Here is a 23876-nt window from a genome sequence, read left to right on the forward strand (position 1 = left end):
AAGACAGGAGCCGGAACCCATGTCCTATGCAGATGCCACCGCCTTCGCCGCCAGCCTCGCCGCCACGCTGATGGTCGAGATCGTCGTGTTCCAGGCCGGGGACGGCACCCACGCCGCTTGTCCCGCCGCCGAGTTCGACGGCGACGACGACATGGTGAAGCTGGAGCTGGATCCTTGGGGGTAAGGCGCGACAGCGCCTCATCCCCGACGGCCTAGCCGCGACAAGCTCGCGACCGGGCCTTCAGCGCGTCGCGGTGGTTGCCCATCGCCGACGGCGGAACCGGGCTGCCCCGGTCAGAGAGGAAGAGTGCGGGCCGTTCGGCCGTGACGGGTTGAGGGTCGGAGAGAGAGGCTCACCGGCGCCCGTCATGGAGTGATCCCGATGACCTTTGTCCGTTCCGAAACCTTCCGTTCCATCGGTCAGATTCTGGCTGTCGATGTTCTGCCCGCGCTTTATCGAGCGCAAAAGCTGCCGCTGCGCATCTCTTGCCTCGGCGTGGCCAGCTATGACGCCGCAGACGCGGCGAACAGCATTGACCGCGTGATCCCGCTTGGGGAATGCCCGTCACCGGAAGAGGCCATCCAGGCCGCAGCCTTGCGCGTCGCGCGCGGTGATATTTGCACGGGGCCGGACAGCTTCCCGTATTTTCAGCCGCGCATCATGCTCATTCAGGACCGAGATCAGCGCCTGGTCCTCGCCGGTGAAATCCGCGCCGGCATTATCCTTTGGCAACAGCCAGTCGCATCCGATGCCGAGGCACGCAGGATCGTGACCGAGGCCAGCCGCCTGCGCGGTATGGCATTCCGGGCCTCGGACCCCGGTGATGCGAGACGGCTGCGTTACCGCGCCGCTGCGCTGGAGGCCCGGTTGGTCGATCCCTTCTGGCGCGAAACCTCGGCCGATCTGCTCCGCTTGCCGCAGGCCGCCTGAGCTTCACCCTTTCCATCCCATTCGGCTCGGCCATACGCCGGGCCATGTCATGTCCGGAGACCGTCATGGCCGACTATTACACGCACTTTTCCTGCCTCCTCGACGTAGGCACCCCCGAAAACGCTGCCCGCGCGCTCAATCTCTACAACGCTCTGGCGGATGACAATGCCGCCGAAGATCCGCCCTCGGATGGCTTCCTGCTCTCCATCCAGCCAGAGCATGGCGGTACGCAACTCTGGATGCGCGATGATGTCACGGGTGACCCTGAGCATGTCATCCAATTCGTCAAACGCTGCGCTGCCGAATTTGGCCTGAGTGGATTGTGGGGTTTCCAGTACGCAAATAGCTGCTCGAAACCGCGCGTCGACGGATTTGGTGGTGGGGCGCATGCCCTTGATCTCGCCACCGGCGAGACAGTGGACTGGATCTATACCGATGGCTGGCTTTCCTCGGTTCTGGAAGGGAGAGATCCCTATGCCTGAGATCATCGAAACCACCGTGTATCGCCTGGGCGAATTGGCCGATGCGGCGAAGGAGAAGGCCCGCGCCTGGTATCGTGAGGGCGGCTTCGACTATGACTGGTACGATGCCGTCTATGAAGATTTCCAGCGTATCGCCGAAATCCTCGGGCTGAACCTCAAGACCCGCACCATCCGGTTGATGGGAGGCGGCACACGGCAAGACCCCTGCATCTGGTTCCGGGGCTTTTCTTCGCAGGGGGACGGTGCCTGCTTTGAATCCTGGTATTCCTACCGCAAACATGCACCGCGCCTGATCCGGGAATACGCCCCGCAGGACACCGAGCTGCACCGCATCGCCGATACACTTCAGGCGATCCAGCGCCGCAACTTCTACCAGCTTCGCGCCGATGCCAGCCATCGCGGCCATTATTATCACGAATACTGCATGTCGATCTCGGTCGAGCGCGATAGTCCGACATACCAGGACATGACCGGCGATGCCGAGGAGACGATCATCGAGGCGCTGCGCGATCTGGCCCGCTGGCTCTACCGCCAGCTTGAGCGCGAATATGCCTATCTGTCTTCGGACGAAGTGGTCGATGAAACCATCGCCGCCAACGAATACACTTTCACCGAAGCCGGTCGCCGCTTCGGCTGATGACGACAAGCGCCCCGCCATCCGGTCGGGGCGCTTTTTGCATGCTGCGCTTTGAGAGTCAGAGGCGGGCCGGAACGGGTTGAGTCCGGGCGGTCAAGAGAGCGCGCTGTCCCGGCTCTTCCATTTCTGCTCTCCTGAGGTTCTCGACATGAACATGGTTTTCCCCGTGACCGATCCGGTCACGCCGCTGGCGGCTGCGCCCGCGATCCTGGCTGCGGCCGATCATCTGCTCCCCTATCTCGAACGCGGTCAGCGCGTCGATGCCGTCACATTGCGCGGCGCTATGGAAACGGCCTTCGGCGCGTCCGATGCCACAGGCGCCTGGGACTGGAAGCTGGCCTATGAGGCCTGCGAAGTCGCTACCGTTCTCTTCCTGCGCAAATACGGAAAGGCGCTTTTCCGTAAAGCCGCGTCTCCGGCTACACGGGTTTCCGTGTTGGCAAAGATCGCGGGACTATTGCCCACGCAGACCCGGCGTTCCGAGGAAAGCCAGAACTTCCAGCAATTTTCGACGCCGATCCCCCTCGGCCTTGCCGCTCTGACAGCCGCCGCGATCACACCTGATGACAGGGTGCTGGAACCGTCCGCTGGCACCGGCCTTCTGGCGATCCTGGCGCAGACCATCGGCGGCTCGCTGATCCTCAACGAACTGGCCGATACCCGCGCTGAACTGCTTGCCGAGCTCTTTCCGGCCTTTGCCGTCAACCGGTTCGACGCCGCCCAGATCGACGATCATCTGGCCCCGGATGCCGTCCCGTCCGTGGTGCTGATGAACCCGCCATTCTCGGTCATGGCCAATGTCAGTGGGCGTGTCGCCGATGCCGCCTACCGCCATGTTGCCTCGGCGCTGGCCCGTCTTGCACCGGGCGGTCGGCTGGTGACGATCACCGGCGCAGGCTTTGGCCCCGAAGCTCCGGCATGGCGGGACGCCTTCATCCGCTTGCAGGCGCGTGGCCGTGTGGTGTTCAGCGCTGCCGTCGACGGCGCGGTCTATGCAAAGCACGGCACCACGATCGACACGCGGCTGACCGTTATCGACAAACTGCCCGCCGACGATCCGGGCATTTTTCCGGTATCGCTAGGGATCGCGCCCGATGTTGCCACGCTGATCGGCTGGATCGAGGCGCAGGTTCCGCCGCGCCTGCCAGTGTCATTGCCGAAGATCGTGGTTTCCGCTTCGGCCACCGCGCCGAAAACCGTGCGAGGCTATCTGGCCCGCTCGGCAGATGCGCGGCCTGCCGCTGCTCCGGCCAACGATCCCGAGGGCGTCGAACTCGCCTATGACACCGTGGACTGGGCACCGCCGGAAGGCGCTCGCCTGTCCGACGCCATCTATGAGGAATATGCGCTGCAATCGCTGCGCATCGCTGGCGCACAGCCGCATCCGACCAAACTCGTGCAATCCGCCGCCATGGCCTCGGTCGCACCGCCGAAGCCTTCCTACCGGCCCATGCTGCCCGCTGACATCTGCGCGCGTCTGTCGGACGCCCAGCTTGAAACGGTGATCTATGCCGGTGAAGCCCATGCCGATCATCTCGCGGGTGCATGGACCGTGGACGAGCATTTCGACAATGTGAGCGCTGCACCCGAGGATGCTGCCGGATCGATCCGCTTTCGCCGGGGCTTCATGCTCGGTGACGGAACCGGCGCTGGCAAAGGCCGCCAGTCCGCCGCCATCATTCTCGACAACTGGCTGCGCGGTCGGCGCAAGGCGATCTGGATCTCCAAGTCCGACAAGCTGATTGAGGACGCGCAGCGCGACTGGGCAGCGCTCGGCATGGAACGGCTGCTTGTCACGCCTTTGTCGCGCTTCCCTCAAGGCGCAAAGATCACGCTCTCGGAAGGCATCCTTTTTACCACCTATGCCACGCTGCGATCCGACGACAGGGGCGAGAAGGTTGCGCGCGTCAAACAGATCGTTGAATGGTTGGGGTCCGATTTCGATGGAGCCATCATATTCGACGAAAGCCATTCCATGCAGAATGCCGGTGGCGGAAAAGGCGAACGGGGCTATGTCGCGGCCTCACAGCAAGGACGTGCGGGCCTGCGGCTCCAGCACGCGCTGCCTGATGCCCGCGTGGTCTATGTCTCGGCGACCGGCGCCACTACCGTCCACAATCTCGCCTATGCGCAGCGCCTTGGCCTCTGGGGCGGTGAGGATTTTCCGTTCCAGACCCGCGCCGAGTTCGTCGAGGCGATCGAAGCCGGTGGCGTTGCGGCCATGGAAGTGTTGGCCCGCGACCTGCGATCACTCGGCCTCTATACCGCCCGCTCGCTCTCCTATGATGGCGTCGAATATGAACTGGTCGAACACCAGCTCACGGACGAACAGCGGCACATCTACGACTCATATGCTGCCGCCTTCGCTGTCATTCATGGGAACCTAGACGCGGCGATGGAAGCCGCCAACATCACCGGCAGCGAAGGGACGCTGAACCGGCAGGCCAAATCCGCCGCCCGCTCGGCTTTCGAGAGCACCAAGCAGCGCTTCTTCGGCCACCTCCTGACCTCCGTGAAAACCCCGACCCTGATCCGGTCCATCGAGGCCGATCTGGAAGCGGGTCATGCCGCTGTTATCCAGATCGTCTCGACCGGCGAAGCGCTGATGGAACGGCGGCTTTCCGAGATCCCGACCGAGGAATGGAACGATATTTCCGTCGACGTTACGCCGAGGGAATATGTCGGCTCGTATTTGCAGCATTCCTTCCCGGCACAGCTCTATGAGCCGTTTACCGATGGCGAAGGCAATCTCTCATCCCGCCCCGTCTTCCTCGATGGTCAGCCGGTGGAATGCCGCGAAGCTGTAGCGCGGCGCGACAAGATGCTGGAGCAGTTGGGTTCGCTTCCACCCATTCCGGGGGCGCTCGATCAGATCGTGCAGCGCTTCGGCACGGATATGGTGGCCGAGGTCACAGGACGTTCGCGCCGGATTGTGCGCAAGGGCGAAGGGGCATCGGCCCGTCTTGCGGTCGAAAACCGTGCGTCTTCTGCCAACCTTGCCGAGACGACGGCCTTCATGGATGACCAGAAGCGCATCCTGGTGTTCTCGGATGCCGGTGGCACAGGGCGCAGCTATCACGCCGAACTCTCGGCGCGAAACCAGCGGCTGCGCGTCCATTACCTGCTGGAACCGGGCTGGAAGGCCGATGCCGCGATTCAGGGGCTGGGCCGCACAAACCGGACCAATCAGGCGCAGCCGCCGCTGTTCCGGCCCGTCGCCACGGACGTCAAAGCCGAGAAGCGTTTCCTCTCGACCATCGCCCGCCGCCTCGACACGCTGGGCGCGATCACACGCGGCCAGCGCCAGACCGGCGGACAAGGGCTTTTCCGTCCCGAGGACAATCTGGAATCCGCCTTTGCCCGCGATGCGCTGCGCCAGCTCTATCTGCTGATCGTGCGCGGCAAGGTCGAGGGATGCTCGCTCGAACGGTTTGAATCCGCCACCGGACTGAAGCTGATGGACAGCAACGGTGTGAAGGATGACCCACCGCCGATCACCACCTTCCTGAACCGCCTGCTGGCACTGACCATCGAGTTGCAGGGCATCCTGTTCACCGCCTTCGAGCAGCTTCTGCAGGCCCGGATCGACGGGGCGATTGCATCGGGCACCTATGACATGGGGCTGGAAACGTTGAAGGCCGAAAGCTTCATCGTCACAGACCGGCAAGTGATCCATACCCATCCCGGCACCGGGGCGGAAACCCGGCTGCTGACGCTGACCGAGCGCAAGCGCAATCAGCCCATCACGCTCGATGCCGCCCTGGCCGAGTTGGATGATCCACGAGCAAGACTGCTCATCAACGAGCGATCCGGTCGCGCTGCCGTGCAGATCCCGACCACCAGCGTCATGCTGGATGACGGGGAGATCGAACGGCGCGTCCGGCTGATCCGGCCCATGGAGGCGATGAACATTCCGGTGCGGGCGATGGGCGAGACCCATTGGCTTGAGGCCGACCGTGCGGCCTTCACGATGGCCTGGAAGACGGAACTGGCCGAGGTGCCGGAGTTCACCGACAGCATCCTGCATATGGTGACGGGGCTGCTTCTGCCAATCTGGAAGCGCCTGCCGCAGGACTCCTCCCGCGTCTATCGCCTCCAGACCGACGAAGGCGAACGCGTCATCGGTCGCCGGGTCTCGCCGGCCTGGGCTGCCAATGCCTCGACCAGTGGCGTCACCAGCAGCCTGACACCGCATTCCGCCTATGCCGCGCTGATCGAAGGTCGCACGATCCTTGATCTCGCCGAGGGGCTTCAACTGCGCCGCGTCCGGGTCATGGGCACCAACCGGATCGAACTGACCGGTTTTACGGACGTGATGCGCGACCGGCTGCGGGCTTATGGTCTCTTCAGCGAGATCATCTCTTGGAAACTGCGCTTCTTCGTACCCGTTGATGCAACGGGACCGGCGATCATCGGCAAACTGCTTGACCGCTTCCCGGTCGAGCGGATCGGTGAGCGGGAGGCCGCGTAATGGCGCGTCTCAACGCTTCCGAACTGGCGCAGCGTCTCGGCCGACAGGCCGAGGCGGTGTGCCGCCACTATCTCTCCAATGGCCGCAAACAGGGCAATTACTGGCAGGTTGGCGATGTCCGAAACACAGCTGGCCGCTCCATGTTCGTCCGGCTGCACGACAGCGTGAAAGGCGTCGCCGGAAAGTGGCAGGACTCGGCCACGGGTGAATATGGCGATCTGCTCGATGTGATCAGGGACTCGCTTGGTCTGATCGATTTCGCAGACGTTGCCGAAGAAGCCCGGCGCTTCCTCAGCCTGCCGCATCCAGACCTTGACCTGCCACACCGTCCGCCCCGGACGCCAGCACCATCGGGTTCATCGGAGGCCGCACGCCGCCTCTGGCGCATGACGCAGCCGCTCATCGGCAGTACCGCAGAAGCGTATTTGCACGGACGCGGCATTACGGATTTACGCCAGACCGCAAATCTGCGCTTCCATCCGAACTGCTACTGGCGGCCCGACGGCGATGGGCCGACCGAAACATGGCCCGCCATGATCGCCGCCGTCACCGATCTCGATGGCAGGATTACCGGCGTGCACCGCACATGGCTGGCCCCGCACGGTTCCGGCAAGGCACCTGTCGATCCGTCAAGGAAGGCAATGGGCGACCTGCTCGGACATGCGGTTCGTTTCGGTGATGCGCAGGATGTCATGGCGGCGGGAGAAGGTATCGAAACCATCCTGTCGCTGCGGCAGGCTATGCCCACCATGCCGATGGTTTCCGCGCTCTCGGCCGGACATCTCGCCGCCATCCTGTTTCCGCCGCAACTGCGCAGGCTCTATATCGTCCGCGATAACGATCCGGCAGGGGACAGCGCGCGTGATAGTCTGGTGGACCGGGCGCATCGGGTCGGTATCGAGGCCATCGCACTCTCGCCTATGATGGGGGACTTCAACGAAGATCTCGCAGCGCGCGGGCTGGATGCCGTTCGGGCAGAAGTCCGGGTGCAAATCGCGCCCGAGGACGTCAACCGCTTCATGGCTTCGATAGCATAGGCGGTATGGGGGGCGTGATCGGGGCGTTCCGATCCTGTCATGTGCACGGGGTGCATCTGTCATCGGCAAGAGGTCCGCGCCTTGGCCTTCTGAGAGGGCGAGCGGCCCACAAACGGCCCGGTCAGGCAATGGCGGCGCCCGACTGATTTCCGTCGGCGGCAGAGCCGCCTTTACAGCGCGAAACAAATCAGCCGGGCTTTGCCATCAAGGCCTTCGCCAGGGCTCAGGCTGCCAGACCGTTCCGCCCGTGGGCTTTCGTCGCCACGAAGGCCGCGACGGTCGCGGTCCTGCCGAAGGACGCATCCCATGTACGCACATGACGATTTTGAACCCGATCACACCTCTTCACCGACCGGCCACGCCATCGAAGAGCTTCAGCTCTATGGCTATCGTCCCTCGGAAGACGAAGCCGATCCCCGGATCACGCCCGAAGATCACGTCATCCAGGGCGCAGTCTCCGATATCTTCGACGCCCTGATTTCCACCATGGTCGACACCAGCCTCGATTTCGACCTCGACGAAATCCTCTGGTCCACCGTCAACACCTTCCACCGCGCTGTAGAGCGGATCGAGACGAAACTCGACGATAACGAGCAGGTACAAAAGCGCCTTCAGCGCGAACAGGATGGCAGCGAGGTCAAATCCGTCCAGCTTGAAACCCTGATCGGCGCAGGCCAAAGCCTGATCGAGCGCCGCGACAGCATGGAAACCTTCCGCGATGCCGCCGCCGACATCTACCTGCGCACCACCGGAACGCCCTGGTCGCAACGCTCCGGTTCACGGGTCAACCATCGCCAGATGACCTCGGCCATGATCGACAGCCGCGACTTCATCGCCGCCAAACGCCGGGCTGACAACGAGGTGCTGCTGCCCGCCGGACCGAAAATCGCCTTCTCGGGCGGTGACACCACCGATCACCGGACGATCTGGGCCAAGCTCGATCAGGTCCACGCCAAGCACCCGGACATGGTGCTCATGCACGGCGGATCGCCCAAGGGTGCGGAACGCATCGCGGCCACCTGGGCCAATAACCGCAAGGTCGCACAGGTCGCCTTCAAACCCGACTGGGCAAAACATGCCAAGGCAGCACCTTTCAAGCGCAACGACCAGATGCTCGGCATTATGCCAATCGGGGTCATCATTTTCCCCGGCACGGGCATTCAGGACAACCTGGCCGATAAGGCCCGCAAGATGGGCATCCCGGTCTATCGCTTCGGGACCGGCAGCACGTAAGCGCTGCCTTCCCACCTCATCATGAGCATGACGATAGCGCCCGTCTATCATTCCGTGCCGCCCAGACAGGCATATTCATGCTATATGTCGTTCTGCGCTGTGGTGGTGGTGGAAGGCGCAACCGTCCAACTTTTTGCACGGAGACACCACCATGATCGTTCTCGGAATCCTCGTTTCCATCGCGGCCATCGGCACCATGTGCTGGTTGCTGTTCAATCTCGCCGTTTTCGTCCTGCCGTTCTTTATCGGTCTGAACGCAGGCATCTGGGCCTATGGCACAGGAGCTGGCTGGCTCGGCGGCATCGTCGTCGGTCTTCTCGCCGCCGGTTTGACACTGGCCGTCGGTCAGGGCCTGCTCATGCTGATTCGCCCGATCTGGGCGCGTCTGCTGATTGCTCTGGCCTTCGTGGCTCCGGCGGGGATGGCCGGGTTCTATGCCACGCTTGGTATCGTCAAGCACATGATGCCGTCTGAGACATGGCAGCTCATCTTCTCGGTGATCGGGGCGATTGCGGTGGGCGTGACGGCGTTCCTGCGCGTTGCAGGCACGGCGGAGATCGGGCCGGAGAACGAGGCCGTCGCGCGCGTGTAAAAATGCCTTGGGCGGTTACTTTGAGCCCAGACTCACCGATGCTGCGGGGCGCGCGAATGTCGGCTTTCGTCCGGCGCGTCGCACCATGATGGAGTTAGTCAGCTTCCACCAAGTCACTCCGGGCATCGCGGATGATCATCCACGACGAATGCAGGAAAAGCCCCGCGATCGCGAACGCGACGATCAGGTCGGGCCATGCACTGCCAAGCCACGCGACCAGCCCGGCGGCGATGACCACGGCGAGGTTGCCGATGGCGTCGTTGCGAGAGAACAGCCAGACGGCTCGCATATTGGCATCACCCTTGCGGTGCTTTAGCAGCGGCAGCACCGCGAGGATGTTTACGATCAGCGCACCTACCGCGAAGGCTCCCATCAACCCGGCTTCTGGCGTGGTCTGGTTGAGGACACGCCAGAGCGTGCTGCCGACAACGCCAAGGCCCAGAAGGCCCAGAAACACGCCTTGGATCATCGCCGCCCGCGCCCGCCATGTCAGGCTCCAGCCGATGGCGAGCAGGCCCAGAAACGTGATCGCACCATCGCCCAGAAAATCGAGCGCGTCTGCCTTCAGCGCCTGCGAACCGGACAAGAACCCGCCGAACATTTCGACCACGCCGTATCCGAGATTGAGCGCGACCACGATCCAGAGCGCGCGGCGATAGCTCGGGTCCTTGTAGGCCGGATCGGACGATGTATCGCCGTCCTCGATCTTCTCGAAACCGTAGCCGGTCGCGTCGAGCGCGGGCCGCACTTTCGGCAGATCGCCGTCCGCGATCCGCAATGTCATGATGTGGGTGGCGGCGGACACTTTCACGTCGCCTTCGGCCACGCCCGCAGACCGGGCCGCGCGCTCGATCTCGGCGGCATCTTTCGCGCAGTCCATGCCTTGCACCCGCATTCGGATCGGGGAGGAGGCTGTCGCCAACTTGCTGTTATCGGGCTGGCTCATGTGCGATCCTTTTTGTGGTGGCGGGCGAAAAGGTACGCTGCTAACGTATCAGTGGATAATGATATGACAGCGCAAACATTCAAGACGATCTTTCGGTATGATCGACACCTGTTGGAATCATTCACTGGAAGGATCGAAATCATGCCGAAGGGCTCGGACCTGTTTGTCGCTGCGTTGGAGAACGAGGGCGTCGACCGCATCTTCGGCGTGCCGGGCGAGGAGAACCTCGACCTCCTGGAGTCGCTGCGCACCTCCAGTATCGAGTTGGTCCTGACCCGTCATGAGCAGGCTGCGGCCTTCATGGCCGCGACGCATGGGCGGCTTACGGGCAAGCCCGGCGTCTGCCTGGCGACGCTCGGACCAGGCGCGCTCAATTTCTCGACCGGCGCGGCCTATGCGCATCTCGGCGCGATGCCGATGATTCTCATCACCGGCCAGAAGCCGGTGATGAGCGCCAGGCAGGCCCGCTTCCAGATCGTCGATATCGTTGCGTCGATGAAGCCGCTGACCAAGATGACGCGTCAGATCGTCAATCCGGCAGCCATCCCCGCGACGGTGCGCGACGCTTTCAGGGTCGCGATGGAAGAGCGGCCGGGGCCGGTGCATCTCGAACTGCCGGAAGATGTCGCGGGCGCGGAGGTCGAGAATGTCTCCGTCATTCCGCTCCACGCGCTGGAGCGACCGGTGCCCCATCCCGCCGCGCTCGACAGTGCAGCCGAGATGATCCGCACTGCAAAACGTCCGCTCGTCATGATCGGCGCGGCGGGAAACCGGCCTTCGCTGGTTGAGCCGCTCTCGACCTTCGTTGCACGGACCCGCCTGCCCTTTTTCAATACGCAGATGGGCAAAGGAGCCGTCACAGGCGGCTCCAACCTTTATATGGGAACCGCGGCGCTCTCGGAGGGCGACTACGTGCACGAGGCGGTCGACCGTGCTGACCTGATCGTCGCCATCGGTCACGACACTGTCGAGAAGCCGCCCTTCCTCATGAAAAGCGCGGGCGGACCGAAGGTCGTCCATGTCGGCTATCAATCCGCTACAGTCGAACAGGTCTACCATCCGGATTTTGAGGTGATCGGCGATATCGGGGCCGCGGTCGAGGCGCTTGCCGACCGGCTCGAAGGGAAACTTTCGTCCGACGACGGAATGCTCGAACTGCGTCAGCGAATTCTCGCCCGCATCAATGACCGCGCCGAGGAAGACCGCTTCCCGGTCACACCGCAGCGGCTCGTCCATGACGTTCGTAAGGTAATGCCCGAAGACGGCATCGTCTGCCTCGACAACGGAATGTACAAGATCTGGTTCGCCCGCAACTACCGCACCCATGTCGCCAACACGCTGCTTCTCGACAATGCGCTCGCCACGATGGGCGCCGGCCTGCCCTCGGCGATGATGGCGGCGATGTGCCATCCCGGTCGCCGCGTTATGGCGGTGTGCGGCGATGGCGGCTTCATGATGAACTCGCAGGAGATGGAAACCGCAGTGCGGCTTGGGCTGAACCTCGTCGTGGTCATCCTCAACGACAGCGCCTATGGCATGATCCGCTGGAAACAGGCCGTCGACGGCTTCCCGGATTTCGGCATGAGCTTCGGCAATCCCGATTTCGTGCGCTATGCCGAAGCCTATGGCGCGAAGGGTTCGCGTGTGACGGCGGTGGAGGACCTCGTGCCGACGCTCGAGGCTGCCTTCGCAGGCGGTGGCGTCCATCTGGTCGATGTGCCGATCGACTATTCCGAGAATACGCGCGTGCTGGTCGATGAGTTGCGCAACCGCACCCCCGATGTGGAATGCGCGTGATCGAGGTGGAAGGAGACCGGCAATGCTGAAGGTCGTGCAGGCATTCGATCGTGCGCCGATCGCGGAGATCGAGACCGACGACGCCACCGCACTGGAGCGCAAGCTGAAAGCCGCCGAGCGTGTCTTCAAGGATCGCGACGGCTGGCTCGAACCGCACCAGCGCATTGCGGTCCTGCGCAAGCTGGCCGCGCTGATGGAAGAAAAACGCGATCATCTCGCCATGCAGATCGCGCGCGAGGGCGGCAAGCCGCTGCCCGATGCCATCGTCGAGACGAACCGCGCCATCGACGGGGTCCACAACGCTGTCGACGAGCTGCGCAATTTCGCCGGACGCGAAATACCCATGGGCCTTTCTGCCGCAGCGGAGAACCGCTGGGCCTTCACGACCAAGGAGCCCATCGGCGTCGTCGCGGCGATCTCGGCCTTCAATCATCCACTGAACCTGATCGTCCATCAGGTCGCGCCGGCCATCGCGGTGGGCTGCCCGGTCATCGTCAAGCCGGCGATCACGACGCCGCTGTCCTGCATCGACTTCGTGGCGCTTGCCCACGAGGCAGGCCTGCCCGAACCCTGGTGCCAGAGCTTCATCACGCAGGACAACGATCTGGCCGAAAAGCTGGCGACCGACGGGCGGATCGCCTTCCTGAGCTTCATTGGTTCGACCAGGGTCGGCTGGTCGCTGCATGCCAAGCTGCCACATGGCGCGCGTTCGGCACTGGAGCATGGCGGCGCCGCGCCGGCCATCGTCGACCGCAGCGCCGATCTCGGCAAGGTGATCGAGCCGATCGTCAAGGGCGGCTACTACCATGCCGGGCAGGTCTGCGTGTCCACACAGCGCATCTTCGTCCACGACGACATCGCCGAGGATTTTACGCAGAAGCTCGTCGCCCGCGTCGAAAGACTGCGGACCGCCGACCCCATCTTGAAAGACACGGAGGTCGGGCCTCTAATTCTGCCGCGCGAGGTGGACAGGGTCGCGAGATGGATCGAGGAAGCAGTCGACGGCGGCGCCACGCTGGCGACCGGCGGCAAGCGCCTTTCCGAGACGACGTTGCAACCGGCGGTGCTGCTCGATCCCCCGGCCGAAGCGAAGATATCGACGCATGAGGTTTTCGGTCCTGTGGTCGCGGTCTATCGCTATGACGATCTCGACGACGCCATCCGTCAGGCCAACGCGTTGCCGACTGCCTTCCAGTCCAGCATCTTCGCGCAGGATATCGACATCGCAATGCGCGCGGCCAATCGGCTCGATGCCTCGGCCGTGATGATCAACGATCCCACCGCCTTCCGTACGGACTGGATGCCGTTCGCCGGCCGCAGGGAGTCCGGCTACGGCACCGGCGGAATCCCCTACACCATGCGCGACATGACGCAGGAGAAGATGATCCTGATGCGCAAAAGCTGAATACGGGGCGCTGTCGTTCAAGCCGTGAAGACGCGGCTACGCCATCCACCTCGAAACGAAGGAGGCACAGGATTTGGTTAGGCGATTTGACGTCATAGTCGTCGGAGCGGGACAAGCCGGGCCGTCGCTCGCCGAGCAAAAGCCGGACAGGTGACGGGAGCGACACGACTTCCGCTTGGGATCGAACTGACGCTCCTGAGCGCAACGGATCCAGGTGTTTATCGGTTCAGTTGCGAAAGCCACTGCGTCAGCATGGCTGCACCTGCGCGCTCGAGGCAGGGAGAGCATATCGTTGAGCATCAGCGCGCAATCAGGATGTGTTCGAGATCCTTCAGTGCGGCGGCAGCGGTGGCGCGCGGCTCGGTTCCGGATCCCATCGCAACCGTCTCGCCCATTTCCTCAATGGTGATGCGGATCGCTTTGTTCTTTCCTCGCACCCGATACACTGGAACTGCGGGCAAAGCTCTTCCGGGGCCTAAGCGATCCCAGCCGTCTGACGATCCTCGATGCGCTGGTGTCGGACGAACGCAACGTGCAGGAAATCGTCGGGCATACGGGTTTGGGTCAGCCCAACGTCTCGAACCATCTGCGCTGTCTGCTGGAATGCGGGCTGGTCAGTCGCCGCAGCAAAGGCCGCTTCGTTCGGTATCGTCTGGCGGACAGGCGGGTCGCCGATCTCATCCGTGATGCAGATCAGCTACTTGCCTCGACAGCCAACGGAGTTGATGCCTGCCAAAGCTATACGGACTAACCGGCGCGACCTGCTGCAATGTCCTATCGGTGCGCCAAACCTGAAGCAGCCATCTGCGCATCCGCAGCGAATGCACCCTTTGTCCGCAGAGCAGTCATTGCCTCTGTCATACCATAATTGCTTTCCTACCCGTAGCGGGCTTGACGGCAACCGGACCTGTGGACGGAAACTTTGCATCCACTTAAACCGCAATGATCCGTTGGTGGCGACCAGAAGCGGATGCGAATTATCTTCCATCTTCTTCAGGAAAATGGTGGCAGACAGCGACCAAGCATCGGATCAGCAAGCTTGAGGCACAGACGCGGCCCGTAAGTGCGCAGAACGGTCAGCTCCAGCGTTTGTGGACCGACCAGAATCCGGTTGGGCGATGCCGGAGGAACAGGCCAGGAAGAGAGATGCGCATGGCCTGAGACGCAGGGTGACAGGCAAGGCCGGTATTACCCGTCTAGTCATCATGATGGGCCTCAAGATTGCCACGTCTCCGTTCAGCCCCCGTGTCTCGACCGCTGCAAACGGCCTCTTCAATGGCCTGATCTGGCCGAAGAACAGCGCGATGCGCTTCGACCGCTTTAGCGCAACAGCGTCGTCACAACTTTCTTCCCCTGCCGGCAAAGCCGCCATTCCGCGCGGAACAAGAAAGTTTCTCCTGTGCTGTCCAGCCCCTTTGGGGTGCGCCAGCGTTCGTCTCCGGCCGGTCGATCGCCATAGAGGCCGCAATGGTGCGGGCTCGGAAACGGAAATCGGAGACTTAAAATGGCAACCATCGGCACCTTCAAGAAGACCGGCTCGAACGAATTCACCGGCGAAATCGTCACCCTCAGCGTCCAGGCCAAGGGCGTGCGCATCATCCCCGACCTGCGCGCCACCGGCGAGAACGCCCCCAGCCACCGCGTTCTGGTCGGTCGCGCCGAAATCGGCGCCGCCTGGTCCAAGCGCTCCAACGAGGGCCGTGACTATCTGGGCCTCAAGCTGGACGATCCAAGCTTCAACGCTCCGATCTACGCCAATCTCTTCGACGAAGAAGACGGCGAAACCTTCTCCCTCATCTGGTCCCGCCCCAACGGTCGCCGCGGCGACTGAGGCGCGGAACAAAGGCTCCGACCGCAAGGTCGGGGCCTTTCCCGTGCCCGCGGGAAAGCCGCCAGGCCCGGTGACCTGTCCGGGCTGGAACTGCTCAGCCGGTCAGGATCGGGATCATGGTTTTCACATGGGCGTCGATCCGTTCCAGCACGAGCGGGGGGATCACTTCGCGTTCCGGCAGGGTCCACCATTTTGCATCGATGCGTTTCACCGTCTCGACAACGGCCTTGAGCACGGCTGGCTCGGGAAGCCTTGCCCGATTGGCAAACGTCTTCCAGCGGGCCGGGGCCAAGCCCTTGAAGGCCCGCTCGCCGCCCAGAGACAGCGCCAGCCCATCTGCCGGAATATAGGGCACGGTCGAAAGCATGTCGTAGATCGGTGCAAGAACGGGCCTGTCGCCGTCGCCCGGATAGATCAGCGACCAGTTCTTGAGGTGCATGTCGCCATTGCCCATGACCACCGAGAAGGTCAGCCGCCGGACAAACTCCAGCGCGGCGAACGGCGAGATCGCAACATTCAGCACAGAGGCGATATCGTGGGAGGCGGCGCCATCATATTTGCGCGCCGGGTACAGGCCGAAAACCTGCGCGAAATCCTCGATATGGATGCGCTGCCCGTCTGCCCCGCGATCAAAACGCCGCACGAGCAGGACCAGCCCCTCGGCAAGTGTTTCAAACTCTTCGGGAATGCCCTCGAACTGGTCTCGGCTGACCAGCTCCCGCTCGGGCACATCCATGCCGATGGCTTCGGCAAGCGCGAGGTTCGCGAACTCGTTTTCCGACACGCCCGGAAAGGCGGTTGAGGGGAATTTCGCAATATATTGGCCCTCGTCATCCCCGAGCGGCAAGGTCAGCCCGCCGCCCTTGCCGGTGTTCTTCATCACCGAGAGCTTCATCTGCACGCCCGCCAGCGAGAAGCGGGCCTTGGGCCGCCCTTGGGATGGCGCCGCCCCGATGCCGGGTTGCCCTTCACTGGGCAGCACACGCACAGCCCCCGGCAAGTCCGCACCAAGGGTGGCCAGGAGGTCGAAATCATTCCCCGACCGTACATTGCCCGCATGGTGCTTTTCCATCGCCTCACGCAGCCGGTCTTCGGGCAGCAGGTTGGCAAAGAAGGGCGGCAGGCTGCCTGCGACAGGTCGCGGATCCTTGCGCAAGCCCCCTGATGCCGCGCGCAGTGACAGGCTCAGAACCGGAATGCCGCCGGTCGCGCGATAGGCCGGATCAAGGCTGAAGGCGTTGAAATCACCAGGCGTCCTGACGATCGTGCCAACCTTCGCACTGTTCAGGAACACGTCCAGCGCGGTGATGGTCTCAGCGGTACGGACGGCTGTCATCGTCGCTCTCCGGTTGCGGGCTGAAGGCCGGATGATCATCCTCGGCCTCGGGGCGCAAAAGCGCCTCGATGGCGGGCACCATTGCCTGCGGGACCAGCATCATTTCCAGCCCAAGCGCCCTGGCAATGTTGATCAATGTCGTGGTGCGCGCAGCCGCCGCCCCCGTCTCGATGTCGCGGTAGCGCGGGCGCGAAATGCCCGCAAGATCGGCCACCTGCTCCTGGGTCAACCCCGCTGTAAGACGCGCGCGGCGAAAATGGTCGCCGATCAGCCCCAGTGTTTCTTCTTCCGCCTTCATGTGATGCCTTTACGGATCATTTTTGCTGCATTGATCTGGATGGGTATCATGTCCAGCGCAAAACGCAAAGAAAATGATCTCCAAACATATCGAAATCATTTTCCATGAATCGTTTAAGGATCATCTTGCGCTGATCGGCGTTGCGGCCAGCACAAGTGCTGCAATTGCGGCATACAGGCGAATCAGTCGGGCTGCATGCTCAACCGTGCAGATAACGCCCTGGCCAGATTCGACGATTTCGTATGGCGTATTGGGCGAAGGCGACTAAAATAGCCGTAGTTCTGGAATGCGCGCCGGTCGCGATGGGAGGTGATCATGCATGATCACCGCTCGACAGTCGCGGGCCGCACGCGCGTTGCTGGGTTGGACGCAGGAGACGCTCGCTGACAAGGCCCGAATATCGCTGACTGCCCTGAAACGCCTTGAGTCCGAGAACCGGCTCGAGGTGTATGAGACAACGCGGGATCAGGTGCGCCGGGCGCTTGAAGCAGCAGGGATTGTTCTCCTATCCACGGATCGCGGGCAAGGAGTGTTGCTGGTACATGGCCAAGACGAGAAGAGACACCGACAGATCCATGACGCCTGACGGGCGCGGGCGGCATCATCGATCCGCTGCAGCGGCCTGTGCTCTGTGGCGACCCGCGACATGACATCTCCGCTTCCCCCCTTCGACGATATTGCACCTGTTAGCGACGAGCTGACCGAATATGACCGCGCGCATATCAAGCTCTATATGCGGCTGCTCGATGCCGCCGATGATGGGGCGGAATGGGCCGAAGCCGTCAATGTGCTGTTTGGAATTGATCCTGTTCGGGAACCTGAACGCGCCCGGCAGGTCCATGACAGCCATCTGGGACGGGCGCGCTGGATGACACAGAGCGGCTATCGTCAGCTGCTGCGTCATCCGACAAATCGGACCTGACCTCGCCGCCGTCGCACCAGTGATGCCTTCAGAGCATCACCCCATGTCTTTTTTACGGCTTCCATCTCGGTAGAGGCGCCGCAATTCTTTCACGCTCCACCTGTGCAGTTTCAACCAGGAGCGGAGCAATGAAGCCGGATACATCCCGCTGGCGAGACCAGGACCAGTATGAATTCTACGATGCGCTGCCCGTTGAGGGCGTCGCCTGGGAATGCCTGCGCCGTAACGCGTCCTATCAGGCCAGTTTCGATGACCTTGTAGCGCAAGGCGCCGGGCATCTTCCCCTTGCAGATCACGTCCAACATCGCTGGGGGTTGCGATTTCCCGGCAGACCCCGGCTTTTCCGCGCTCGACCAACCGGTCATCTGGTCGCGTGTTGCCAATCCGGACATGCTGATGCTCGGGGCAGCGCCCGATTTTCTTCCGTCTTCTCCGTCCGCTTTATCGGTCGATCTTGCTGATGCCATCTGCGGACCAGAGGGGACATATGGTGTCTGTGATGCCAGAGACGGCGTTCAATATCTGATCCTCACCGGCACCGATGCCAATTCGCAGCCGGCGATCATCCTGCCCCTTGACGAAAATCTGCCGGATCAGCTCGAAGCCATTCTCAGGCTCTGGCACATGCTGGCCGGGAAACCCGCGCGCCGCGACCCCAGGATGACGCCGTATCAGCGCCGGCGGTTCCGCCTGATGATGCAAGCCGCTGACGGAAACGCCAACCACGCGACCTATCGTGAGATTGCCATCGCCATCTACGGAGAGGCGCGCGTTCGCGCTGAGCCGTGGAAGACATCGGCTTTGCGCGCCTCTGTCATCGCCCTTGTCCGATCTGCCGCCGCGCTGATCGACGGCGGTTATCAGGACCTTTTGCGCCATCGTCGCAAACCCTGACACTGACGTCTGATCGAGGGTGAGGATTTTACCCCTTCGATCTTCCTCATCCCCCATGCCGCCGCGCCTTCGCCACCGTGCGCATGTCATGCCGTTGATCGTCAGCGGCATCCTGCACAACCACGGAGGCCACCCCATGCGACCTGATCTCGCCGCCTTGCCGCCACGCTACCTGCGCACCAAGGAAGCCGCCGATTTTCTCAGTCTGTCCGCGCGCACGCTTGAAAAGCACAGAACCTACGGAACGGGACCTGCCTATCACAAGCTCGGCGGCCGCGTTGTCTATTCGGTCGAGGATCTCGCAGCCTGGGTTGCGCGCGGATCGGTTACCTCCACGTCGGACCCACGCGGACAGGTTCTCCCGGCGAAACCTCTGCCGCCGACCGCATTCACCTCGCCCAAGCGCATTACGCGCTGAACACGGCGGTCAGCCCTTGATGGCAGCGCAGCACCCATCCGCCTCGGAACGCGGGCAACTCGATCTGTTTCGAGCGCTTCCCGGTGAACTCGCGCCACGAGACGCGCAGGATCTCATGGCCTATCCTTTCTTTTCCCTTTCCAAATCGCACCGTATCCGCCCGATTGACTTTGCCCTGGGCAACGTCTCGATCCGTGTCGAAGCTGTTCCCGATCACGGTATGGCGACGATCTGGGACGCCGATATACTGATCTGGGCGGCCAGCCAGATCGTGGAAGCGCGGGACGCCGGTCTGCGCACGTCGCGCCTGATGGCGGCAACGCCTTATGAAATCCTGACATTCACAGGGCGCGGAACCTCCCTGAGGGACTATCAGCGCCTGAAGGCGGCGCTGGACCGGCTGCAATCGACCACGGTTGCAACCTCGATCCGCCAGCGCGCGAATGGACGGCGACATCGTTTTTCGTGGATCAACGAATGGCACGAGCGGACCGATGCCAATGGCCGCCCGGACGGCATCGAGATGATCGTGCCCGACTGGTTCTACAGTGCGGTTCTGGATGACGCCCTGATCCTCACCATCGACCGGGCCTATTTCAATCTGACCGGCGGGCTGGATCGCTGGCTCTATCGCTTGGTGCGCAAGCATGGTGGGCGGCAGAAAAACGGTTGGCGGTTCGACTTCCGTCACCTGCACCAGAAATCGGGCAGTCTGTCGCCGTTCAAGCGCTTCGCCTTCGAGCTGCGCGACATTATCCGCCGCCAGCCACTGCCCGGCTACACCCTGTTCGCCGAGGTCGAAACCGGAGGCCGGATGCTGCTCGCTTTCGAGCCTGTCCCGGCCTGTGGAAAACCTGTGGATAGTCTCGTGCTATCGGGAACCCGGACTATCGTGCCATCAGGAACCGGAGGCTCGTGCTATCGGGAACCCAAACACCTCCTATCCTTCGGTAACAAAAGCGAAAATCGCGCCCTTAACTTAGAGTCTAACACAGAATCTAACTTTGAAGAGCGGCGGCGCGATGTGGAAAAGCTCATCGCGAAGGCTGGTGCGGCCCTCAGATCGGGTGCCCATAAAAGCAAGCTGACACCCCCAAAGCAAGGATCGCCTGCGTCAACAAGCACGCCTGAACTTCCTCTCGGCAAACCGGGAGGACGGCGATGATTGTTGCGCTCCTCAATCAAAAAGGCGGCGTGGGCAAGACGACGCTGGCGCTGCATCTCGCCGGAGCCTGGGCCGCGGAAGGCCAGCGCGTCATCCTGATCGATGCCGACCCGCAAGGTTCCGCACTCGACTGGTCGGAGCGGCGTAGCCATGAAGGGCTGCCAAGGCTGTTCACCGTCATCGGACTTGCCCGCGATACCCTGCACAGGGAAGCGCCGGAACTGGCGCGTGACGCCGATCATGTCGTCATTGATGGTCCGCCCCGTGTCGCTGGCCTGATGCGCTCTGCGCTGCTTGCAGCCGATCTGGTGCTGATCCCGGTGCAGCCATCCCCCTTTGACGGCTGGGCATCAGCCGAAATGCTGGTGCTTCTGAATGAAGCACGCGTCTATCGCCCGGAGCTGTCCGCCCGTTTTCTGCTGAACCGATGCGGTGCGCGCACCATCATCGCCCGCGAAACGGCCGAGACACTGGCTGACCATGATCCACCCTTGCTGGCCACAACGGTCGGCCAGCGTGTCGCCTTTGCAGACGCCGCACAGACCGGACGGCTGGTCTCCGAAACCGATGGCGGCGAACGGGCCGCACAGGAGGTCACAGCGCTGGTGGCCGAGATCGATGGCCTCGGTATCAGGAAGATCGTGCCATGACACGTCTGCCCGTCAAATCCGGCTTCGCATCGCGTCCGGGCAATCCCGATAGCTGGGTCAGGGCCGCCGATGCGCCGGTAACAGGAAAGATGGCTGCCGAGGCGTTTACCGCCCGCCTGACCATCGACATCACGCCCGAGCTACGCGGGCGCATCAAGGTCGCTGCCTTCCGGCGCGGCGTCACGGTCGCCGTGATGTTGCGCGAGCTGCTGGTCCGCGAGTTTCCACCCACCGAAGGAGATCAGCCATGACCGGCAAGACCGCGTGTGCAGTGCATGAACATCCGCGGCCGGGCGGACCAGCTCCGTTCACCACATTGGTCGAACTGACCTTCCAGAAGAAGAAGGTCGAGCGCTGGATCAGGTTCGGTCACAAGAGCTTTGAGCAGATCATCGACCGCCGCTGCAGTCTGATCGGTTTTGCGCCCGAAAGCATCTTTGCCTTCGTCCGCTGGGCCTCCAACGATTACGGCACCATCGTCTCGCGGCTCGACATCCTGCGCGCCGTTGGTCGCGGCGAACCGTACCAGACCGTGCCCTTCGTTCGTCCTGGCTGCGAGATCCTGCTGCGTATTGATGGCTGGCGACAAGTCCAGCGGGTGCTGGCCCTGATTGATGCCGTGGACGCGCTTGGCATCGATCCGGCGGATGTTGCGCGGGACCATTGGCGGCACGTCCACAACCGCTTGAGTGCCGGTCAGGAACCCAACCCCTACACCCCGGAACGCCATGCCGCGTGGCTCAACCGCCGGAGGATCTGGACATGAGCCGCCGTCATATCCTCGCCGTGTCCATGCTGGCCGTCGGCACGCTTGTCGCCACGGCGGTTGCCGATCTGCCAACCCGGCTGATCTGGAACGCGACTGCCAGCGCGCCCATCGGCTTCTACACGGTTGCTCCCGCCGATACGCTCGAAATTCCAGAACTCGTCGTCATCATGCCGCCCGAACCGCTGGAGCGGTTCATGGTCGAGCGCGGCTATATCGGACGCGGCGTGCCGCTGCTGAAGCGTGTCCTCGGCCTGCCGGGACAGCGCGTCTGCCGCAACGGTGCGACCATTACCGTCGATCATGTCGAAATGGGGGACGCGTTGGAGCGCGACCGCATGGGCCGCGATCTGCCGGTCTGGCAGGGCTGCCGCATCATCGGCGACGGTGAACTCTTCCTCATGAATTGGGACGTCCGGGACAGCCTCGACGGCCGTTACTTCGGACCTGTTCCCGCCAGTTCCGTCATCGGCCGGGCGCTTCCGCTCTGGACCGATGAGGAAGGCGATGGCCGCTACGAATGGCGGGCGGTCACGCATTGAACCCACGCCAAACCCACCAACACAGGAGACATACCATGCCACAGATCGGTCAATTTGCGCGTGACGCATCCGGCTTCGCCGGTCAGCTCGTCACGCTCACCATGAAGCGCGATCTCGTCATCGTGCCCGCTGAACATTCCGATGCGGAGAATGCGCCGGACTATCGCGTCCATTACATTGAGCATGACGGTCCCGAGGTCGGTGCTGCATGGAAACGCACCGGCGAAAAGGCTGGCGGATATCTCTCGGTGCTGCTCGACGATCCGGCCTTACCGCACCCGATCCGCGCCAACCTGTTCCGCGACGACGATGCAGGCTCGTCATGGTCGCTGCACTGGAGCCGCCCGCGGCCCCGCGAAGATCGCGACTGAGATCATGCGATCCCGCACCTTTCTTCTCTTCACGGCCCTGCTGTCGGCTGGCAGTGGCTCGATGCCGGCCATGGCGCAGGTCACGCTGCAACCTGCGCCTGTCACCGCGCATCCCCATGCTGCGTTCATTGCCGAGGCGTCACAGCGTTTCGGCATTCCAGAGCACTGGATTCGAGCCGTGCTGCGTGTGGAAAGCGCGGGCGATGTGCGCGCCATCTCATCGGCGGGTGCAATGGGACTGATGCAGGTCATGCCCGATACCTGGGCTGGCCTGCGCAGCCGCCATGGCCTCGGGCGCGATCCTTACGATCCGCGCGACAACATCCTCGCAGGTACGGCGTATCTGCGGGAGATGTGGGACCGCTATGGCAATGTCGCGGCCATGCTTGCCGCCTACAATGCCGGTCCCGGTCGCTATGACGAGCATCTGGCGACAGGTCGCACTTTGCCCGCAGAAACACGCGCCTATGTCGCCACGCTCGCACCTGTTCTCGGGCATGCGGCTGCGCCTGATGTGCCGACGATCGTGCCGCCGCTACCGCCGGATTGGCGCGAAGCTCCGCTCTTCGTCGCGCAATCCGGCGGCAATTCGGTGGCGGGCAATCAGCCGTCGAGCGACGTCCGCGCGATCGTTCCTCTGCGCGATTCCGTCGATCAGGAGCCGCAGGACGGCGGCATATTCGTGGCCCGTGCGAGCAATGGAGATGCGCCATGAGCATGGCGTCTCCACGCGCTTTCGGTCCGCTTCCGGTGTGCAGTCAGGCAAGGGATCGCCTGGCTGCATTCCCGGCAGGAAGGGCAAAAAGGGAAAGAAAGGTGGAGGGCAAGATAAAGGAAACCGGCACCCTGTCGGGGCGGTTTCTGGGCAAGCCCTTGTCTGCACACTGTTTTGGGGCGCGGCGCACGGCACCATGCTTTTGGGTCTCGCGTGCCGCGATATGGCGCAAAGCCTTGGCTTTGCTGGGTTTTGACCGGCACTCTAGCCGAATACCTGCCGTTTGCGTGCCTAAACGGAATGGGATGCGCCCATGAGCACCGACGACGAGAACCGCTTTCGCCCCAGGCCGGGTCGGATCAAATCCGACGTGCCGAAAGCGGGCAAGGCGAAGAGCTTTCTGACGCAGGCGAAGAAGCTGGCGCGTCAGCATAGCA

General features: G+C 62.9%; 28 protein-coding genes. 24 read left to right on the forward strand and 4 right to left on the reverse strand.

Annotated elements, in window-relative coordinates; genetic code table 11:
* Window positions 1-19: 19 nt before the first annotated feature.
* From DOU54_RS00115 to DOU54_RS00150, 8 genes are all read left to right on the forward strand, one after another.
* The gene (locus DOU54_RS00115) at window positions 20-184 is read left to right on the forward strand and encodes a hypothetical protein (RefSeq protein WP_015740132.1); all 165 of its coding nucleotides are present in this window, start codon (window positions 20-22) and stop codon (window positions 182-184) included.
* Between the two features lie 198 nt (window positions 185-382).
* Window positions 383-931: a hypothetical protein gene (locus DOU54_RS00120; protein ID WP_066478932.1), complete on the forward strand. Its 549-nt coding sequence runs from the start codon at window positions 383-385 to the stop codon at window positions 929-931.
* A gap of 65 nt (window positions 932-996) precedes the next feature.
* Complete coding sequence (locus tag DOU54_RS00125) at window positions 997-1413, forward strand: hypothetical protein (protein ID WP_082731420.1); 417 nt, start codon at window positions 997-999, stop codon at window positions 1411-1413.
* Window positions 1406-2050, forward strand: coding sequence for a DUF8835 domain-containing pootine (locus DOU54_RS00130; RefSeq protein WP_066478931.1), 645 nt, complete (start codon window positions 1406-1408; stop codon window positions 2048-2050). Before DOU54_RS00125 ends, DOU54_RS00130 begins: the two co-directional genes overlap by 8 nt.
* Window positions 2051-2198: 148 nt before the next feature.
* Window positions 2199-6521: a strawberry notch-like NTP hydrolase domain-containing protein gene (locus tag DOU54_RS00135; protein WP_113730193.1), complete on the forward strand. Its 4323-nt coding sequence runs from the start codon at window positions 2199-2201 to the stop codon at window positions 6519-6521.
* A complete protein-coding gene (locus tag DOU54_RS00140; RefSeq protein ID WP_113730195.1) occupies window positions 6521-7558 on the forward strand; it encodes a DUF7146 domain-containing protein in 1038 nt (345 codons plus the stop codon). Before DOU54_RS00135 ends, DOU54_RS00140 begins: the two co-directional genes overlap by 1 nt.
* A 306-nt stretch (window positions 7559-7864) precedes the next feature.
* Window positions 7865-8791 carry a DUF2493 domain-containing protein gene (locus DOU54_RS00145; RefSeq protein WP_113730197.1) on the forward strand — a complete coding sequence of 309 codons (927 nt, stop codon included), beginning with the start codon at window positions 7865-7867 and terminating at the stop codon, window positions 8789-8791.
* 151 nt (window positions 8792-8942) lie between these two features.
* The gene (locus DOU54_RS00150; RefSeq protein ID WP_066478923.1) at window positions 8943-9383 is read left to right on the forward strand and encodes a hypothetical protein; all 441 of its coding nucleotides are present in this window, start codon (window positions 8943-8945) and stop codon (window positions 9381-9383) included.
* A 94-nt stretch (window positions 9384-9477) separates the two neighbouring features.
* On the opposite strand, the gene DOU54_RS00155 is transcribed toward DOU54_RS00150, so the two are convergent.
* Window positions 9478-10329 carry a cation diffusion facilitator family transporter gene (locus DOU54_RS00155; RefSeq protein ID WP_066478922.1) on the reverse strand — a complete coding sequence of 284 codons (852 nt, stop codon included), beginning with the start codon at window positions 10327-10329 and terminating at the stop codon, window positions 9478-9480.
* Between the two features lie 141 nt (window positions 10330-10470).
* On the opposite strand from DOU54_RS00155, the gene DOU54_RS00160 reads away from it, so the two are divergent.
* Both DOU54_RS00160 and DOU54_RS00165 read left to right on the forward strand, forming a co-directional pair.
* Window positions 10471-12126 (forward strand): acetolactate synthase large subunit, encoded by a 1656-nt coding sequence (locus tag DOU54_RS00160; protein ID WP_066478921.1) that lies wholly within the window; start codon window positions 10471-10473, stop codon window positions 12124-12126.
* Window positions 12127-12148: 22 nt separating this feature from the next.
* Window positions 12149-13531, forward strand: a complete 1383-nt coding sequence (locus DOU54_RS00165) for an aldehyde dehydrogenase family protein (RefSeq protein ID WP_066478920.1) — start codon at window positions 12149-12151, stop codon at window positions 13529-13531.
* Between the two features lie 299 nt (window positions 13532-13830).
* Here DOU54_RS00165 and DOU54_RS00170 read toward each other — a convergent pair whose 3' ends face one another.
* Window positions 13831-13992 (reverse strand): hypothetical protein, encoded by a 162-nt coding sequence (locus DOU54_RS00170; RefSeq protein ID WP_197417202.1) that lies wholly within the window; start codon window positions 13990-13992, stop codon window positions 13831-13833.
* Between the two features lie 32 nt (window positions 13993-14024).
* Between DOU54_RS00170 and DOU54_RS00175 the strand changes: the two genes are divergently transcribed.
* Together DOU54_RS00175 and DOU54_RS00185 are read left to right on the forward strand one after the other, a co-directional pair.
* Window positions 14025-14282 carry an ArsR/SmtB family transcription factor gene (locus DOU54_RS00175; protein ID WP_263596094.1) on the forward strand — a complete coding sequence of 86 codons (258 nt, stop codon included), beginning with the start codon at window positions 14025-14027 and terminating at the stop codon, window positions 14280-14282.
* A 753-nt stretch (window positions 14283-15035) separates the two neighbouring features.
* Window positions 15036-15362, forward strand: coding sequence for a DUF736 domain-containing protein (locus DOU54_RS00185; protein ID WP_009450558.1), 327 nt, complete (start codon window positions 15036-15038; stop codon window positions 15360-15362).
* 94 nt (window positions 15363-15456) lie between these two features.
* Here DOU54_RS00185 and DOU54_RS00190 read toward each other — a convergent pair whose 3' ends face one another.
* On the reverse strand, window positions 15457-16698 hold the full coding sequence (locus DOU54_RS00190) for a type II toxin-antitoxin system HipA family toxin (RefSeq protein ID WP_113730199.1): 1242 nt from the start codon (window positions 16696-16698) through the stop codon (window positions 15457-15459).
* Window positions 16676-16996 carry a helix-turn-helix domain-containing protein gene (locus tag DOU54_RS00195; RefSeq protein ID WP_113730200.1) on the reverse strand — a complete coding sequence of 107 codons (321 nt, stop codon included), beginning with the start codon at window positions 16994-16996 and terminating at the stop codon, window positions 16676-16678. The genes DOU54_RS00190 and DOU54_RS00195 overlap by 23 nt, the downstream gene beginning before the upstream one ends.
* 319 nt (window positions 16997-17315) lie before the next feature.
* Between DOU54_RS00195 and DOU54_RS00205 the strand changes: the two genes are divergently transcribed.
* From DOU54_RS00205 to DOU54_RS00260, 12 genes are all read left to right on the forward strand, one after another.
* A complete protein-coding gene (locus DOU54_RS00205; RefSeq protein ID WP_020818551.1) occupies window positions 17316-17582 on the forward strand; it encodes a helix-turn-helix domain-containing protein in 267 nt (88 codons plus the stop codon).
* Window positions 17583-17642: 60 nt separating this feature from the next.
* Entirely contained in the window at window positions 17643-17918 is a 276-nt protein-coding gene (locus DOU54_RS00210) for a DNA -binding domain-containing protein (protein WP_113730202.1), read from the forward strand.
* A gap of 128 nt (window positions 17919-18046) precedes the next feature.
* The gene (locus DOU54_RS27785) at window positions 18047-18379 is read left to right on the forward strand and encodes a transcriptional regulator domain-containing protein (protein ID WP_286079837.1); all 333 of its coding nucleotides are present in this window, start codon (window positions 18047-18049) and stop codon (window positions 18377-18379) included.
* A complete protein-coding gene (locus tag DOU54_RS00220) occupies window positions 18315-18812 on the forward strand; it encodes a DUF2285 domain-containing protein (RefSeq protein WP_286079838.1) in 498 nt (165 codons plus the stop codon). Before DOU54_RS27785 ends, DOU54_RS00220 begins: the two co-directional genes overlap by 65 nt.
* A 136-nt stretch (window positions 18813-18948) precedes the next feature.
* Window positions 18949-19230, forward strand: a complete 282-nt coding sequence (locus tag DOU54_RS00225; RefSeq protein WP_010336149.1) for a helix-turn-helix transcriptional regulator — start codon at window positions 18949-18951, stop codon at window positions 19228-19230.
* Window positions 19231-19249: 19 nt separating this feature from the next.
* Window positions 19250-20395: a replication initiator protein A gene (locus DOU54_RS00230; protein ID WP_113730206.1), complete on the forward strand. Its 1146-nt coding sequence runs from the start codon at window positions 19250-19252 to the stop codon at window positions 20393-20395.
* Window positions 20392-21045, forward strand: a complete 654-nt coding sequence (gene parA, locus DOU54_RS00235; protein WP_113730208.1) for a ParA family partition ATPase — start codon at window positions 20392-20394, stop codon at window positions 21043-21045. Before DOU54_RS00230 ends, parA begins: the two co-directional genes overlap by 4 nt.
* Window positions 21042-21296, forward strand: coding sequence for a hypothetical protein (locus tag DOU54_RS00240; RefSeq protein WP_113730210.1), 255 nt, complete (start codon window positions 21042-21044; stop codon window positions 21294-21296). Before parA ends, DOU54_RS00240 begins: the two co-directional genes overlap by 4 nt.
* Window positions 21293-21811, forward strand: a complete 519-nt coding sequence (locus DOU54_RS00245) for a DUF2840 domain-containing protein (RefSeq protein ID WP_113730213.1) — start codon at window positions 21293-21295, stop codon at window positions 21809-21811. Before DOU54_RS00240 ends, DOU54_RS00245 begins: the two co-directional genes overlap by 4 nt.
* Entirely contained in the window at window positions 21808-22353 is a 546-nt protein-coding gene (locus DOU54_RS00250) for a S26 family signal peptidase (RefSeq protein ID WP_193603274.1), read from the forward strand. Before DOU54_RS00245 ends, DOU54_RS00250 begins: the two co-directional genes overlap by 4 nt.
* A 35-nt stretch (window positions 22354-22388) precedes the next feature.
* On the forward strand, window positions 22389-22724 hold the full coding sequence (locus DOU54_RS00255; protein WP_113730217.1) for a DUF736 domain-containing protein: 336 nt from the start codon (window positions 22389-22391) through the stop codon (window positions 22722-22724).
* Window positions 22725-22728: 4 nt separating this feature from the next.
* On the forward strand, window positions 22729-23439 hold the full coding sequence (locus DOU54_RS00260) for a lytic transglycosylase domain-containing protein (RefSeq protein WP_113730219.1): 711 nt from the start codon (window positions 22729-22731) through the stop codon (window positions 23437-23439).
* The last annotated feature ends 437 nt before the right edge of the window (window positions 23440-23876 follow it).

The sequence above is a fragment of the Agrobacterium sp. MS2 genome (assembly GCF_003261015.1).
Taxonomy (GTDB): Bacteria; Pseudomonadota; Alphaproteobacteria; order Rhizobiales; family Rhizobiaceae; genus Agrobacterium; species Agrobacterium pusense.